This is a genomic window from Buttiauxella massiliensis, assembly GCF_902500225.1.
GTDB lineage: Bacteria > Pseudomonadota > Gammaproteobacteria > Enterobacterales > Enterobacteriaceae > Buttiauxella > Buttiauxella massiliensis.
Map to the genome: position 1 here is coordinate 27981 of NZ_LR722665.1, position 13853 is coordinate 41833.

The window sequence follows — 13853 nt, forward strand, 5'->3', positions numbered from 1 at the left end:
AAAGTATCCAAATTCTGCATTGCGTACTCGCTCGCAAAGGGAAGCTGGCATCGTGCAACGGTTTCATCAGTAAACAGTGTCAAAGTGCATGCGCGATCACAGCCTGAAAGGTCACATGTTACCTTGTGAGTCATTTGTTTTTAAAACAATAAGATAGATGGATAACCTGCCTTTTTTCTTGCTACATTTCGCTCTGAGTCGCTGCCTCAACGCGGTGTTTAGCCAAAGTAATAATAAGAGACTGCTAAATGAAAAGTGCCGTTAACGCTCTACAAAACTTCGGAAAATCACTCTACGGGCCTGTGCTTATTTTACCCATCGTCGGTTTATTTATCGCGTTTGGTAATGTATTGGGCAATGGCAACCTGGCCGAATATTTACCGTTCCTCGGCCATTCCTCTATTCAGCACACAGGCGTTCTCATCTCCAAATCAGCGGTATCGGTTCTGGCGAACCTGGCGCTGGTATTTGGCGTAGGTATTCCCATTGGTCTCGCTGCAAAAGACAAAGGGTATGCTGCATTAATTGGTCTGGTTACTTTTATCGTCTTCATTAATGCGATGAACGTAACGTTACAGCTTCAAGGCGAACTGGCTCCAGCCGACCAAATGCGAGCCGCAGGGCAAAGCATGGTTTTAGGCGTGCAAGTGCTTGAAATGGGCGTATTCGCCGGGATCCTCACTGGCGCGCTTTCAGGATATCTGTACAACCGATATTCGGGTGTACAGTTTTCTGGTGCGATGGCGATTTACTCCGGGCACTGTTTTGTCGCCATTATCATGCTTCCGGTTTCAATGCTACTTGGCGTAGTGATGAGCGAGCTTTGGCCGTTTGCTCAACATGGCATCAGCGCACTGGCGCTGGCGATTAAAGGTGCCGGGGCGTTTGGCGTAGCCATCTACGGTTTCCTGGAACGCATTCTGGTACCAACGGGCCTGCATCACCTTGTTTATACCCCATTCCTGTATACCGAATTAGGCGGTACGGCCGATGTTTGCGGCAATATTTACCAGGGCGCGCGCAATATTTACTTTGCAGAAATGGCCTGTCCGAGCGTGCATCAACTGAGCAGCACTGTGGTGTGGGACGCCCGTGGAATCAGCAAAATGTTCGGCCTCCCTGCGGCAGCACTCGCCATGTATATGACGGCAAAACCCGAACGCAAAGCTGCGGCCAAAGCGATTCTCATCCCGGCAGCGCTGACATCCATGCTGGTTGGGGTCACGGAGCCGCTGGAGTTTTCCTTCCTGTTTGTCGCCCCGCTGCTGTTCGGCGTACATGCGGTTCTGACCGGCATTGGCATGATGCTGTTCTATCTGCTGGGCGTTCACGCTATCGGCGCAAACGGCATTATCGACTTCATTCTTTATAACCTGCCGCTGGGCACCGAAAAATCCAACTGGCCGATGTATATCGCCGTTGGCCTGACGATGTCGGTGATTTATTTCCTGGTGTTCCGCTTCCTGATTCGCCGTTTCGATATGAAAACGCCGGGTCGCGAAAGCGACGACGAAGAGACAAAACTGTATAGCAAACAAGAGTATCAAGCCAAAGGCAGCAACGACGGCTTAGGCGAAGCGATTATCGAAGGCCTCGGAGGCCGCGCCAATATTGAAGTGGTCGACAACTGTTACACCCGCCTGCGAGTTACGGTGCGCGACGTGTCGGTTATCGACGAGCCCCGCCTGAAATCGACCGGCGCAAAAGGGGTCATCAAACAAGGTAATAACGTTCAGGTGGTCTACGGGCTGCATGTCAAAAAAATGCGTGAAGCAGTAGAGACGTTTCTCTAAAGGAGTCAATGATGTTTAAACCCCCATTTATTTTGTCCATTGCCGGTGGCGGTAGCACTTACACGCCGGGCATTGTTAAAAGCCTGATGGTGCGCCTGGCCGATTTCCCGTTAGCTGAAATTCGCCTCTACGATATTGATGGCGAGCGCCAGGCGGTGATTGCACCGGTGGTTGAGAAAGTGATTCGTGACCATAGCCAGAGCATAAAATTCACTGTTACTACAGACCCGGAAGTGGCGTTTAGTGGTGCCCATTTTGTCTTCGCACAAATGCGCGTTGGGCAATACAAGATGCGTGAGCAGGATGAAAAAATCCCTCTACGCCATGGTGTGGTTGGGCAAGAAACCTGCGGGCCAGGCGGGCTGGCGTATGGCCTGCGCACCATTCTGCCGATGGTCGAGTTATGTGATTTTGTTGAGCGTTACGCCCATCAAAAAGCGTGGATTGTGAACTATTCCAACCCGGCGGCAATTGTGGCTGAAGGCGTGCGCCGCCTGCGTCCAAACGCACGAGTGCTCAATATTTGTGATATGCCGGTTGCGGCAATGCGCAATATGGGTGCCATCCTCGGGGTTGATCGCCATAAGCTCGAAGTTGATTACTTCGGCCTGAACCATTTCGGCTGGTTTACCCGTGTGCTGGTTGATGGTGAAGACCGCCTGCCAGAGCTGCGTCGCCATATCGCTAAGTTTGGACTGCTGACAGAAGATGCCGCGCAAACCGATCCGCAGCATTCCGACCCGTCGTGGGTGAAAACCTGGCGTCACATTAAGCCGATTATGGACCATTTCCCGGAATATCTGCCGAACCCGTATTTGCAGTATTACCTGATGCCAAACGACATCGTTGAGCACCAAAACCCTGATTACACTCGTGCCAACGAAGTGATGGATGGGCGCGAGAAGAAACTGTTTTCTGCCGCCGCTGAATATAAGCAAACCGGGATTTTGCCGGACGCATTCCATGTCGGTGTACACGGTGCCTTTATTGTTGACGTTGCCTGCTCTCTGGCCTTTGATTTACGCCAGCGACACCTGGTAATTGTTGAAAACAAAGGGGCGATTGCCAACCTGCCTTATGACGCCATGGTGGAAGTACCAGCTTACATCACCTCGGAAGGCCCAGAACCTGTGCGCATGGGGGCGGTTCCTCTATTTCATCAAACATTGTTGATGCAGCAGTTAGCCTCCGAGCAGTTGCTGGTTGAAGCTACTATCGAGGGCAGTTACGAGAAGGCGTTGCAGGCGTTTACGCTTAACCGCACCGTGCCGACCATGCAGCATGCAAAAGCCATTCTCGACGATATGATTGAAGCTAATCGCGATTACTGGCCACAGTTACAGCAAGCGTGGAAAAATGGCGAAGCTGTGAAAGTCTAAATTTACGGCGCACTTCGCAGCAGTAGATATGGTTGCTTGTCGGTTTGCTGAAAAACACCGACAATCCGGTAATGTGCAATAAATCGGAGGCAACCATGTCCACTACTTTCTTCGTTGCGGGCGACTGGCTCGCAGAACATATTAATGATGAGAATATCCAGATTATTGATGCTCGCATGTTGCCTCCAGGCCAGGAGCATCGTGACATCGCTGGCGAATACCGTGCCGGCCACCTGCCAGGCGCGGTGTTTTTCGATATTGAAGCCCTTTCCGACCACACCAGCCCTTTGCCACATATGATGCCGCGCGCTGAAGCCTTTGCTGTCGCCATGCGAGAGCTGGGTATCAGTAGTGATAAACATCTGGTCGTTTACGATGAAGGCAACCTGTTCTCCGCGCCGCGTGCATGGTGGATGCTGCGTACTTTCGGTGTGGAAAATGTATCGATTCTGGCAGGTGGCCTGGCCGACTGGCAGCGCGAAGAATTTCCCCTCCAGCAGGGTGATGTTGAATTGCCGGAAGGTGAGTTCGACGTGAATTTCGACCCGATGGTGATTAAGCGCCTGACCGATGTCTTACTGGTCAGCCATGAATGCACCGCACAAATTGTTGATGCCCGCCCTGCTCCGCGTTTTAACGCGCAAGTAGACGAACCGCGCCCAGGCTTAAGGCGTGGGCATATTCCAGGTGCGGTGAACGTGCCGTGGAACGATCTGGTGGAAAATGGCTCGTTGAAAACCACCGACGAGCTAAATGAAATTTTCACCCGCCAGGGTGTCAGTTTTGATAAACCGATTATCGCCAGTTGTGGTTCAGGCGTAACGGCCGCAGTGGTTGTTCTGGCGCTAACCACGCTTGGCGTTAACGGTGTTTCACTCTACGACGGGTCCTGGAGTGAATGGGGTGCACGACCGGATTTACCCGTCGAACCTGCTGCACAGTAATGGACAACCGACTGGCAGGCTTGCTGGAGCGCGGGGATTCTTTAACCCGCGCTGAATACCGCGTTCTCTCGCATCTGACAAACCATCCACTGCTGGTAGGTAATATCACCGTGCGGGAACTTGCTCAGGTGACGTTTGTTTCCAGTGCGACCATTATGCGGCTGTGCCAGAAGCTCGGATTTAGCGGTTACAGCGAGTTTATCTGGCACTGTAAGCAGCTACTTTCCAGTACTCCGCATATTGCTAACCAACCTGCTCAGTCCGCCAGCGAACTGCCGGTTTTATTTGATCAGTTTGTCGATAATTACCGCCAGACTTTCCGTTGGGTAACGCCGGAATTAATGGCGCAGTTCGCCGCATTGCTACGCGAAAAAGAGAGCTTCTTTTTGTACGGTGCTGGTTTTTCTTATTTGTTCGCGGAATATCTGACAAAGAAACTTCAGGTGCTGGGAAAAACTGCCTTTATTTCCGGGCCAGGCGATAGCCGGGGAATATTTCTAAGTAATGCCTCGAAGTATCAAGTATTCATCGCCATTTCTCGTAGCGGTGAAACTGAGCAGGTGTTGGATAAGGCGAGAATTGCGCAAAATGTGGGGATGTCGATTGTGGCATTTACTCGAGCTTCGCCAAACAGTTTATCAGGGCTGGCTGACGTGCATTTTGCACTGTACGACGAGGCGATTCACTATGCGGCCGAAGCCGCAGGCATTACGTCTTTTGAGTCGAATCTGGTGATGCTGATTGATTTACTGCTGTTACAAGCAACAGCATAAACCATCAAATAATGCGGTTGGTTTTGAAATCGCGCAGGAAACTTCCCCAACGGCGTTCGTAGAAAGGTGTGATGTGCGCCATCATAAAGTGGCTAATACCTTTCTCGCCTTCTACGACCTGGCAAATATCAACCGGTTCATCTCCCGGTAAGGTATCGGTCGCGACACTTCCCGCCTGGCGAATAATCGCTTCGATTTCCCCTTCTGCTTCAATGCCAATCAACAAGTTAGGCTGCTCGTCGGCGTGCTCTTTGATAGAGCAGATAAACGCGCGCTTCACGGTTTTCAGGTTTTTAAACAGCGTAGTCAGGGAGTCGACCATTTGTGCTGGCGGTTCAGCTACTTCGGAAAGCAGCAAAGAAGTCCCGCCATCCAGCACTTCTTGCTGAGTTAACGGGTCGCTTTCATCACTGATTAAATGGGTGATTTCACGCGGGGTGAATTCTTTGCCAGTTGGCAATTTAGCGTTCAGAAACAGCGTCGCGCCCTGCGTCATCTCGAAGAGGGTGCGCACTGGCATTACGACAAATGCCTGCTCGTGGCTGATGGCTTGTTGCAGCGCCTCAACAGAAGTGAAGAACGGAATGACTGAGGTGCCATCGTCTTTTTCCCAGTGCTGCAATTCAACGGCACTATCCGCGTCAATGGCCTCGCCTTCAGCGGCGGTACCCGGTACCCAAACGGTGGATTCCAGTAACACGCGGAAGAATGCCGGGCGATGCGCAGGTTCAGTGGCCGCCTGCTCAAGCAGGGTTTCGAGTTCGTTTTTGAGTTCTGACATGGTCGTTCCAGGGGAAAGCATAATTTGTAGCGCGGATTAGCGAAGTGCCATCCACCATTTACTTGAAAAAGTGGCGGATGGCGCAAGCTTATCCGCCCTACAAAAGTAGTGTTACTGACTAACCAACAGATTCGCAATCGCGCGCACACCAATGCCTGTTGCGCCAGCAGACCACTGCTCAACCGCACCTTTACGGTAAGTAGCAGAGCAGTCAATGTGCAGCCAACCTTCGTGATAGTTTTCCACGAAGTGGGACAAGAACCCGGCAGCCGTGCTCGCACCCGCAGGGAAGGACGCGTTGGAGGTGTTGTTCAGCTCGGCAAAATTAGACGGCAGCTGGTTGCGGTGGAACTCAGCCAGCGGCAAGCGCCAGAATGGCTCGTTTTCTGCCGCAGCGCTTTCCATCAAACGGTTTACCAACCCATCGTCGAAGCTGAACAGCGCGTGGTAATCGTTACCCAACGCGGTTTTCGCCGCACCGGTTAAGGTTGCGCAGTCGATGATCAGTTCTGGTTTTTGTGCACAAGCGTCAATCAGGCCATCAGCCAACACCAGGCGGCCTTCCGCATCGGTGTTCATGATCTCAACGGTTTTGCCGTTGCGATATTTAATGATGTCACCCAATTTGAAGGCATTACCGCTTACCAGGTTATCAGCACAGCACAGGTAGAGTTTCACGCGCTTGTCCAGGCCGCGAGTGATAGCAAACGCCAGTGCACCGGTAATGGTGGCAGCGCCGCCCATATCGGATTTCATGGAATCCATGAACGCGCTTTGCTTCATGCTGTAGCCACCGGAATCGAAGGTGATACCTTTACCGACCAGGCAGGCATAAACCGGTGCATCCGGGTTGCCGGTTGGGTTGTAATCCAGTGCCAGTAGTACTGGTGGGCGCTCCGAACCACGGCCAACAGTATGAATACCCATATAGTTCTGCTCGCGCAGATCTTCGCCTTTGGTGATGCGGTAAGAAACGTTGTCGCAGGCGACATCACACAGCAGGTCAACCGCGCGAGAAGCGAGTTGCTCTGGGCCGAGTTCTTCGGCTGGTGTGTTGATGGTGTGGCGAACCCAATCAATGATTTTCAGGCGGTTATTGAGTTCTTTTTGTTCTTCGTCGCTCAGTACAGCCCAGTCAACTTTACGGCTGCCTTTTGGCGCACGGTAACCCTGCCAGAATGCCCAGCTTTTCTCGACATCCCAGCCATCACCCGCCAGCTGTACGTGCTTCAAACCCTGGCCGTCAATTTTACGTGCCGCACGTTGGATTAGCCCCAGGTCATCTTTGCCTGTCAGGTGCAGAGTAATTCCTTCGTCATTAATACTATAAGCGGCTTTTTCGCCCCAACGCGCATCGGCAGGCGACGTGGATAGCGTGATTTTCATGGCTTCTGACATTTTCTTTTCCTTATATTTTTCAGCTCATGCTTCATAGAAAAACGGGCCGCCAGAGGCAGCCCGTTGATTTTTATTCCGCTTCATCTAACCAGACTAACAGAATAGCTTCCAGAACTTTTTCATTGGATGCGCCTGGCTCGTCGTCAAAATCTTCGAGTTCGCAGATCCACTGATGCATATCGGTAAAACGTACCGTTTTTGGATCAAGATCTGGACGGCTGTCATACAGAGCTTCACCAATTTCGCGGCTATCGGTCCATTTCAGTCCCATAAGCTACTCCTGTTAGTGCTCACGTGCATGGTTGATGGTGTAACGTGGCATTTCAACCACCAGATCTTCATCCGTTACACGCGCCTGGCAGCTTAAGCGGCTTTCAGGTTCGAGACCCCATGCTTTGTCCAGCATGTCGTCTTCGTCTTCCGTGCTTTCAGCCAGGGAGTCGAAACCTTCACGCACCACACAGTGGCAAGTGGTGCAGGCGCAGGATTTTTCACAGGCGTGTTCAATCTCAATACCGTTGCGCAGCGCAACATCAAGAATGGTTTCACCGACATTCGCTTCCAAAACTGCGCCATCTGGACACAAATCCTGATGAGGCAGAAAAACAATCTTTGGCATGTTAAACCTCGTCCACGGAGTGACCTTTCAGCGCCTTACGGATTGATTCATCCATACGACGAGCGGCAAAATCCTGTGTTTGTTTGTCTACGTTTTTAATGGCTTGTTCAATCGCATCAATGTCTTCACCGGCAGCAGCAGCATGGAGTGCCACCATTGCCGCGTCGATATCTGCGCGTTCTGCACCGCTCAACAGCGCAGCATCTGTAGCTAATGCACCCTGCAAACTTTCCAGCACGCGGGCCGCATCGACTTTTTGTTCTGCGAGCATGCGCGCTTTCACGTCATGCTCGGCATAGCTCATGGAATCCTGAATCATGCTGGCGATTTCGCCATCGCTCAGGCCATAAGAAGGTTTCACCTGGATTGATGCTTCAACGCCGGTGGATTTCTCCATCGCGGTGACGCTCAGTAAACCGTCAGCATCAACCTGGAAGGTAACGCGAATATGCGCCCCACCCGCTGGCATCGCCGGAATACCACGCAGCGCAAAACGCGCCAGTGAACGGCAATCTTGTACCAGTTCGCGCTCGCCCTGCATCACGTGAATCGACATTGCCGTCTGGCCGTCTTTGAAGGTCGTAAAGTCCTGCGCACGTGCAACCGGAATAGTGGTGTTACGTGGAATCACTTTCTCAACCAGGCCGCCCATGGTTTCGAGGCCGAGCGACAGTGGAATCACATCCAGTAGCAGCATTTCGCTGTCTGGCTTGTTACCCACCAGAATATCCGCCTGAATTGCCGCACCAATGGCGACAACTTTATCCGGGTCGATTGAGGTCAGCGGCGTGCGGCCAAAGAATTCGCCTACACGTTCGCGCACTAATGGCACACGAGTTGAACCTCCAACCATTACCACTTCCAACACTTCATCTGCTTCAACGCCTGCGTCTTTCAGCGCACGCCGGCAAGCCAGTAAAGTACGTTTAACCAGCGCTGCAATCAGTTCGTTGAACTGCTCGCGCGTCACGGTGCCAGTCCAGCCAGCGACTTTAACCGTCGCGGTTTCGGCATCGCTCAGAGCGATCTTCGCAGCAATCGCGGCGTCCAGTAACTGGCGTTGCACACGGTCATCGCTACGGTCAGCAACACTGGCTTGCTCACGCAGCCAGTCGGCTAACAGGTGGTCAAAGTCATCGCCGCCCAGGGCAGAATCGCCACCGGTTGCCATAACTTCAAACACGCCGCGGCTTAAACGCAGAATGGAGATATCAAAAGTACCGCCGCCCAAATCGTAGACCGCGATAACGCCTTCTTTGCCCGAGTCTAGGCCGTAGGCGATAGCCGCTGCGGTCGGTTCGTTAAGCAGACGCAACACATGCAGGCCAGCCAGACGCGCAGCGTCTTTGGTGCCCTGGCGTTGTGCATCGTCGAAATAAGCAGGAACGGTAATCACCACGCCATCAAGTTCACCTTCTAACGCTTCGGTTGCGCGAGCGGAAAGTGCTTTAAGGATGTCGGATGAAATACGAATAGGGTTCAGCAGCCCGGCCGGGGTATCTAACATCGGCAGGCCGTTTTCACTCGCTTTGAATGAATAAGGCAGATGCGGGTAACGCGCCTGGATATCGGCAAGCGAACGGCCCATCAGACGTTTTACGGAGCTGATGGTGTTTGCCGGATCTGTTGCGGCTTGCGCACGCGCGTCCCAGCCCACATTCAGGCCTTGTTGCTGATAATGCACCACCGAAGGTAACAGGTGACGCCCTTCATGGTCAGGCAGCGTTTCGGCTTGCCCGCTACGAACAGTTGCAACCAGTGAATTGGTGGTGCCTAAATCGATACCCGCCGCAAGCTTACGCTGATGGGGTGCCGCACTCAGACCCGGCTCACTAATTTGTAATAACGCCATATTGAGCTTCCAGTTAAAAATCGAGCAGCTTTTCTTCGAGTTGTTCTATTTGGCTGCGCAGTTTATCGAGAAAACGCAGTTTACGCACAGTATCCGCCGCCTGCGTCCAGTCCTGATTATCCAACTGCTCTACCATCAAAGCCATGCGGGTTTTCACCATCGCATTAACATTGGCGCTGAAGGATTCCAGGCGGTCGCTATCTTTGGCGTGCTCGATATTATCAAGCTCTTCGCGCAATTCGAGTTGTTCCATCAAAAAAGCGGTATCACGCACGGTATGCTGTTCGTTCGCCAGATCAAAACCGTTGAGAGAGAGGATGTACTCTGCGCGTGGCAATGGATGACGCAGTGTTTGCCATGCCTGATTGATGGTCGCAGACTGTTGCACCGCCAGCAGAATTTCTGCCTGAGGGCGACTGGCGTATTTATCAGGATGGAACTGGCGTTGCAGCTCCTGGTAACGGGTAGCCAACAGCTCAGTGTTGAGGGCAAATTCTGGCGGTAACCCAAAGAGGGTGAAGTAATCCATAACAGACTCGGGGTTTCATAGTAGAGCGTGATACCCCGTACAACTAACGTTACACGGGGTATTTGCGAGTATCAGACGTGGAAGCTTTCACCGCAGCCACACTCATCTTTCACGTTAGGGTTAGTAAATTTAAACCCTTCGTTAAGACCTTCTTTGACGAAGTCGAGCTCGGTACCGTCTAAAAATTGCAGGCTTTTACCATCGACGACCACTTTCACGCCTTTGTCTTCGAACACAGTGTCTTCTGCCATCGGTGCGTCAACAAATTCCAGAACATAAGCCATGCCGGAGCAACCAGAAGTACGAACGCCTAAACGCAGACCAAAACCTTTACCGCGATTGGACAGGAAGGCATTCACGCGTGCAGCAGCACTGTCGCTAAGGGTAATCGACATACAACAACCTCTACTCAACAATAATTATTTAGCTTCACGTTTGCTTTTGTAATCCGCGATAGCCGCTTTGATAGCGTCTTCTGCAAGGATTGAGCAGTGAATCTTCACCGGTGGCAGTTCGAGTTCTTCTGCAATGTCGGTATTTTTGATTGCCTGCGCTTCATCCAGAGATTTACCTTTGACCCATTCGGTCACCAGCGAGCTGGAAGCGATGGCAGAGCCACAGCCGTAGGTTTTGAAGCGAGCGTCTTCAATAATACCTTCATTGTTGACTTTGATCTGCAACTTCATCACGTCGCCACACGCTGGTGCACCCACCATGCCGGAACCGACGTTATCATCGCTGTTATCAAAAGAACCAACGTTGCGTGGGTTTTCGTAGTGATCGATTACTTTTTCGCTGTAAGCCATTTTTAATTTTCCTGAATCCGATATCGACGTTCGAAACGAACGATTAGTGATGAGCCCATTCGATGGAGTTAATATCCACGCCCTGCTTAAACATGTCCCACAGTGGAGAAAGTTCGCGCAGACGGCCAATGGACTTACGTACCAGTTCGATGGTGTAGTCGATCTCTTCTTCAGTAGTAAAACGACCCAAAGAGAAACGGATAGAGCTGTGAGCCAGTTCGTCGGTCATGCCCAGTGCGCGTAGCACATAGGATGGCTCGAGGCTTGCTGATGTACAGGCAGAACCGGAAGAAACCGCAAGGTCTTTCAGAGCCATAATCAGCGACTCGCCTTCAACGTAGTTAAAGCTCACGTTGAGGATAGTTGGCACGCCATTTTCCAGGTCGCCATTCAGATAGACTTCTTCCATATCTTTCACGCCGTTCCACAAACGGTTACGCAGCGTGCGCAGACGGGACATTTCTGTCTCCATCTCTTCTTTTGCGATACGGTAAGCTTCGCCCATGCCCGCAATCTGGTGGACAGGCAGAGTACCAGAACGCATACCGCGCTCGTGACCGCCACCGTGTACCTGAGCTTCGATACGAATACGTGGTTTACGGCGAACATACAGCGCGCCGATACCTTTTGGACCATAAATTTTATGACCAGAGAAAGACATCAGGTCAACTTTCAGGGTGCTCAGGTCGATTGGCAGTTTGCCCACGCTCTGAGTCGCATCCACGTGATAGATAATGCCACGCGCACGACACATTTCGCCGATTGCCGCGATATCTTGCACCACGCCGATTTCGTTATTCACGTGCATGATAGAAACCAGAATGGTGTCGTCACGCATCGCCGCTTCCAGCACGTTCAGGTCAACGATACCGTTGCTCTGTGGTGCCAAATAAGTCACTTCAAAACCTTCACGCTCAAGCTGGCGACAAGTGTCCAGCACAGCTTTGTGTTCGGTTTTAACGGTGATGATGTGCTTGCCTTTCTTCTGATAGAAGTTAGCCGCACCTTTGATGGCGAGGTTATCAGATTCAGTTGCACCGGAGGTAAAGACGATTTCACGCGGGTCTGCACCAACCAGTTCAGCGATTTGGTTACGGGCGATATCTACAGCTTCTTCTGCCTGCCAACCGAAACGGTGAGAACGAGAAGCCGGGTTACCGAAGGTTCCGTCCATAGTCAAAAACTGCATCATTTTCTGCGCAACACGCGGGTCAACCGGCGTAGTCGCAGAGTAATCGAGATAAATCGGTAATTTCATTGCTCTTAAGCTCCGTACATCACTTCAATTCAAAATCCCCTTCATCTTTCAAGTTACAGATGCGTTGGCTGCTCTCATTCACCCGAATCACTTAGTTTACTAAGCTCATCGGGACTCATTCGTTTGCCGCCTTCCTGCAACTTGAAATATTTTGGGAATTGCCGTTCTTTAAGAAACGACAAGCATTCTAAAATTCTATTTTATCTTTACCCTAAATAGTTCGTGTTGCAGCAAGGCGGCAAACTTGAGAGTCCCCAGGAGCTTACATCAAGTAAGTGACTGGGGTGAACAAGTGCGGCCAACACAGTTGCAACCCGAAATATGACGGGTAAATTAGGCCCGCAGTTTGACGTCGATTGCGTCTTGAGAGCGCGTACTGCGATGGTTTTCATTTTGCTGACGGCCAGAGACGTCCAACACTTCCTGGTTATTCACCAGTTCACCCAAGGTGATGTTATTCAGAAAACCGGTCAGACGATCGCTCAGATCGCGCCACAGTGCGTGAGTCAGGCACTTATCGCCGCCCTGACAACCGCCTTTGCCCGCGCAACGCGTGGCATCAACAGATTCATCTACAGCACTGATAACTTCGCCAACTGCGATGCTGTTTGCTTCTTTACCCAGCAGATAACCACCGCCTGGACCACGTACGCTGGCAACCAGGCCATTTTTACGCAGACGGGAGAATAACTGCTCCAGGTAGGAGAGAGAGATTCCCTGACGTTCAGAAATATCAGCCAACGGTACCGGGCCTGATTCGGAGTTCAACGCAACGTCAAGCATTGCGGTCACGGCATAACGTCCTTTCGATGTCAGTCTCATGTCTTACTTAACCTCAAATCGCCCCTCGAACCGGGGGTTTTTTATAAATGTGATTGTCACATAGCAGGTCGCAAGTCTGACATTCCCGAGTAAATTGGTCAACTATTTAACCTAGTAATTTACTCAGGTATTATTTGCCGGATTTTTTCTCGTTATCAATAGAAGAAAGCATGCCGCGCAGAATGTTAAGTTCTTGAGTTTCCGGGCGTGCACGGTTATACAAGCGGCGTAATTTGCTCATAATCTGGCCCGGATGGCTGGTGCGAATAAAGCCCGTTTTCAGCAATACTTGCTCCAGGTGAACGTAAAAACGCTCGAGATCGTCAGCCGATGGATACTGAGTCTGGTCCTCAACAACGACCGCTTCTTTGCCTTCTTCTTGTGTAGCAAGCCAGGCGATGCGCACTTCATAAGCGAGGATTTGTACCGCCATCGCCAGGTTCAGTGAACTGTATTCCGGGTTAGCCTGAATCGCGACGTGATAATGGCATTTCTGCAATTCGTCATTGGTCAAACCAACACGTTCACGGCCAAACACAATCGCCACTGGCGCATCTTGCGCTTCAGAAATGGTCTTTAGACCACATTCGCGCGGATCGAGCATAGGCCATGGCAGCGTGCGTGAACGAGCGCTCGTTCCTACCACCAGACTACAACCCGCCAGGGCTTCATCCAGCGTATCGACAATTTTCGCTTCACCAATAACATCACTGGCTCCCGCAGCGAGCGCGATTGCCTGAGAGTCAGGTTTCACCAGTGGATTAACCAACCACAGATTTGTCAGCCCCATGGTTTTCATTGCACGGGCTACGGAGCCCATGTTGCCGGTGTGGGAGGTTTCAACCAGCACTATACGTACGTTTTGCAGCATCGTTGACTCATAGCCTGAAAAGATTATC

General features: G+C 51.6%; 15 protein-coding genes. 4 read left to right on the plus strand and 11 right to left on the minus strand.

All coding sequences use genetic code 11. The features are described from left to right. The first annotated feature begins 248 nt into the window (after positions 1-248). The 4 genes from GC128_RS20115 (at position 249) to GC128_RS20130 (ending at position 4889) form a co-directional block, all read left to right on the plus strand. On the plus strand, positions 249-1793 hold the full coding sequence (locus GC128_RS20115; RefSeq protein WP_151995796.1) for a PTS transporter subunit EIIC: 1545 nt from the start codon (positions 249-251) through the stop codon (positions 1791-1793). Positions 1794-1804: 11 nt separating this feature from the next. Continuing rightward, the gene (locus GC128_RS20120; protein WP_151995797.1) at positions 1805-3172 is read left to right on the plus strand and encodes a 6-phospho-alpha-glucosidase; all 1368 of its coding nucleotides are present in this window, start codon (positions 1805-1807) and stop codon (positions 3170-3172) included. Positions 3173-3267: 95 nt separating this feature from the next. Beyond that, positions 3268-4116, plus strand: coding sequence for a 3-mercaptopyruvate sulfurtransferase (gene sseA / locus GC128_RS20125; protein ID WP_151995798.1), 849 nt, complete (start codon positions 3268-3270; stop codon positions 4114-4116). Continuing rightward, complete coding sequence (locus GC128_RS20130) at positions 4116-4889, plus strand: MurR/RpiR family transcriptional regulator (protein WP_151995799.1); 774 nt, start codon at positions 4116-4118, stop codon at positions 4887-4889. Before sseA ends, GC128_RS20130 begins: the two co-directional genes overlap by 1 nt. A 4-nt stretch (positions 4890-4893) precedes the next feature. On the opposite strand, the gene sseB is transcribed toward GC128_RS20130, so the two are convergent. The 11 genes from sseB to trmJ all read right to left on the minus strand — a co-directional run bounded on the left by sseB (position 4894) and on the right by trmJ (position 13825). Next, on the minus strand, positions 4894-5670 hold the full coding sequence (sseB, locus tag GC128_RS20135) for an enhanced serine sensitivity protein SseB (RefSeq protein ID WP_151995800.1): 777 nt from the start codon (positions 5668-5670) through the stop codon (positions 4894-4896). 111 nt (positions 5671-5781) lie between these two features. Continuing rightward, the gene (gene pepB / locus GC128_RS20140) at positions 5782-7068 is read right to left on the minus strand and encodes an aminopeptidase PepB (protein WP_151995801.1); all 1287 of its coding nucleotides are present in this window, start codon (positions 7066-7068) and stop codon (positions 5782-5784) included. A 70-nt stretch (positions 7069-7138) separates the two neighbouring features. Beyond that, positions 7139-7339, minus strand: coding sequence for a Fe-S cluster assembly protein IscX (gene iscX, locus GC128_RS20145; RefSeq protein ID WP_120065263.1), 201 nt, complete (start codon positions 7337-7339; stop codon positions 7139-7141). A 12-nt stretch (positions 7340-7351) separates the two neighbouring features. After that, on the minus strand, positions 7352-7687 hold the full coding sequence (gene fdx, locus GC128_RS20150; protein WP_034459208.1) for an ISC system 2Fe-2S type ferredoxin: 336 nt from the start codon (positions 7685-7687) through the stop codon (positions 7352-7354). Position 7688: 1 nt separating this feature from the next. Then, positions 7689-9539 carry a Fe-S protein assembly chaperone HscA gene (hscA, locus tag GC128_RS20155; RefSeq protein WP_151995802.1) on the minus strand — a complete coding sequence of 617 codons (1851 nt, stop codon included), beginning with the start codon at positions 9537-9539 and terminating at the stop codon, positions 7689-7691. A 13-nt stretch (positions 9540-9552) separates the two neighbouring features. Continuing rightward, entirely contained in the window at positions 9553-10068 is a 516-nt protein-coding gene (gene hscB, locus GC128_RS20160) for a co-chaperone HscB (protein WP_064560314.1), read from the minus strand. A 71-nt stretch (positions 10069-10139) separates the two neighbouring features. Then, positions 10140-10463: an iron-sulfur cluster assembly protein IscA gene (iscA, locus tag GC128_RS20165; protein ID WP_151995803.1), complete on the minus strand. Its 324-nt coding sequence runs from the start codon at positions 10461-10463 to the stop codon at positions 10140-10142. A 24-nt stretch (positions 10464-10487) separates the two neighbouring features. Further along, a complete protein-coding gene (gene iscU, locus GC128_RS20170; RefSeq protein ID WP_064513073.1) occupies positions 10488-10874 on the minus strand; it encodes a Fe-S cluster assembly scaffold IscU in 387 nt (128 codons plus the stop codon). A gap of 43 nt (positions 10875-10917) precedes the next feature. After that, positions 10918-12132 (minus strand): IscS subfamily cysteine desulfurase, encoded by a 1215-nt coding sequence (locus GC128_RS20175; protein WP_151995804.1) that lies wholly within the window; start codon positions 12130-12132, stop codon positions 10918-10920. 333 nt (positions 12133-12465) lie between these two features. Beyond that, positions 12466-12954, minus strand: coding sequence for a Fe-S cluster assembly transcriptional regulator IscR (iscR, locus tag GC128_RS20180; RefSeq protein WP_151995805.1), 489 nt, complete (start codon positions 12952-12954; stop codon positions 12466-12468). A 130-nt stretch (positions 12955-13084) separates the two neighbouring features. Then, positions 13085-13825 (minus strand): tRNA (cytosine(32)/uridine(32)-2'-O)-methyltransferase TrmJ, encoded by a 741-nt coding sequence (trmJ, locus tag GC128_RS20185; protein ID WP_064513080.1) that lies wholly within the window; start codon positions 13823-13825, stop codon positions 13085-13087. Positions 13826-13853: the final 28 nt, after the last annotated feature.

Bases quoted from the DNA above. Each gene is read 5' to 3' on its own strand.
- GC128_RS20115 (WP_151995796.1), top strand. From the start codon at position 249: ATGAAAAGTGCCGTTAACGCTCTACAAAACTTCGGAAAATCACTCTAC.
- GC128_RS20120 (WP_151995797.1), top strand. From the start codon at position 1,805: ATGTTTAAACCCCCATTTATTTTGTCCATTGCCGGTGGCGGTAGCACT.
- iscU (WP_064513073.1), bottom strand. From the start codon at position 10,874: ATGGCTTACAGCGAAAAAGTAATCGATCACTACGAAAACCCACGCAAC.
- sseA (WP_151995798.1), top strand. From the start codon at position 3,268: ATGTCCACTACTTTCTTCGTTGCGGGCGACTGGCTCGCAGAACATATT.
- hscB (WP_064560314.1), bottom strand. From the start codon at position 10,068: ATGGATTACTTCACCCTCTTTGGGTTACCGCCAGAATTTGCCCTCAAC.
- pepB (WP_151995801.1), bottom strand. From the start codon at position 7,068: ATGTCAGAAGCCATGAAAATCACGCTATCCACGTCGCCTGCCGATGCG.
- sseB (WP_151995800.1), bottom strand. From the start codon at position 5,670: ATGTCAGAACTCAAAAACGAACTCGAAACCCTGCTTGAGCAGGCGGCC.
- iscA (WP_151995803.1), bottom strand. From the start codon at position 10,463: ATGTCGATTACCCTTAGCGACAGTGCTGCTGCACGCGTGAATGCCTTC.
- GC128_RS20175 (WP_151995804.1), bottom strand. From the start codon at position 12,132: ATGAAATTACCGATTTATCTCGATTACTCTGCGACTACGCCGGTTGAC.
- GC128_RS20130 (WP_151995799.1), top strand. From the start codon at position 4,116: ATGGACAACCGACTGGCAGGCTTGCTGGAGCGCGGGGATTCTTTAACC.
- fdx (WP_034459208.1), bottom strand. From the start codon at position 7,687: ATGCCAAAGATTGTTTTTCTGCCTCATCAGGATTTGTGTCCAGATGGC.
- iscR (WP_151995805.1), bottom strand. From the start codon at position 12,954: ATGAGACTGACATCGAAAGGACGTTATGCCGTGACCGCAATGCTTGAC.
- iscX (WP_120065263.1), bottom strand. From the start codon at position 7,339: ATGGGACTGAAATGGACCGATAGCCGCGAAATTGGTGAAGCTCTGTAT.
- trmJ (WP_064513080.1), bottom strand. From the start codon at position 13,825: ATGCTGCAAAACGTACGTATAGTGCTGGTTGAAACCTCCCACACCGGC.
- hscA (WP_151995802.1), bottom strand. From the start codon at position 9,539: ATGGCGTTATTACAAATTAGTGAGCCGGGTCTGAGTGCGGCACCCCAT.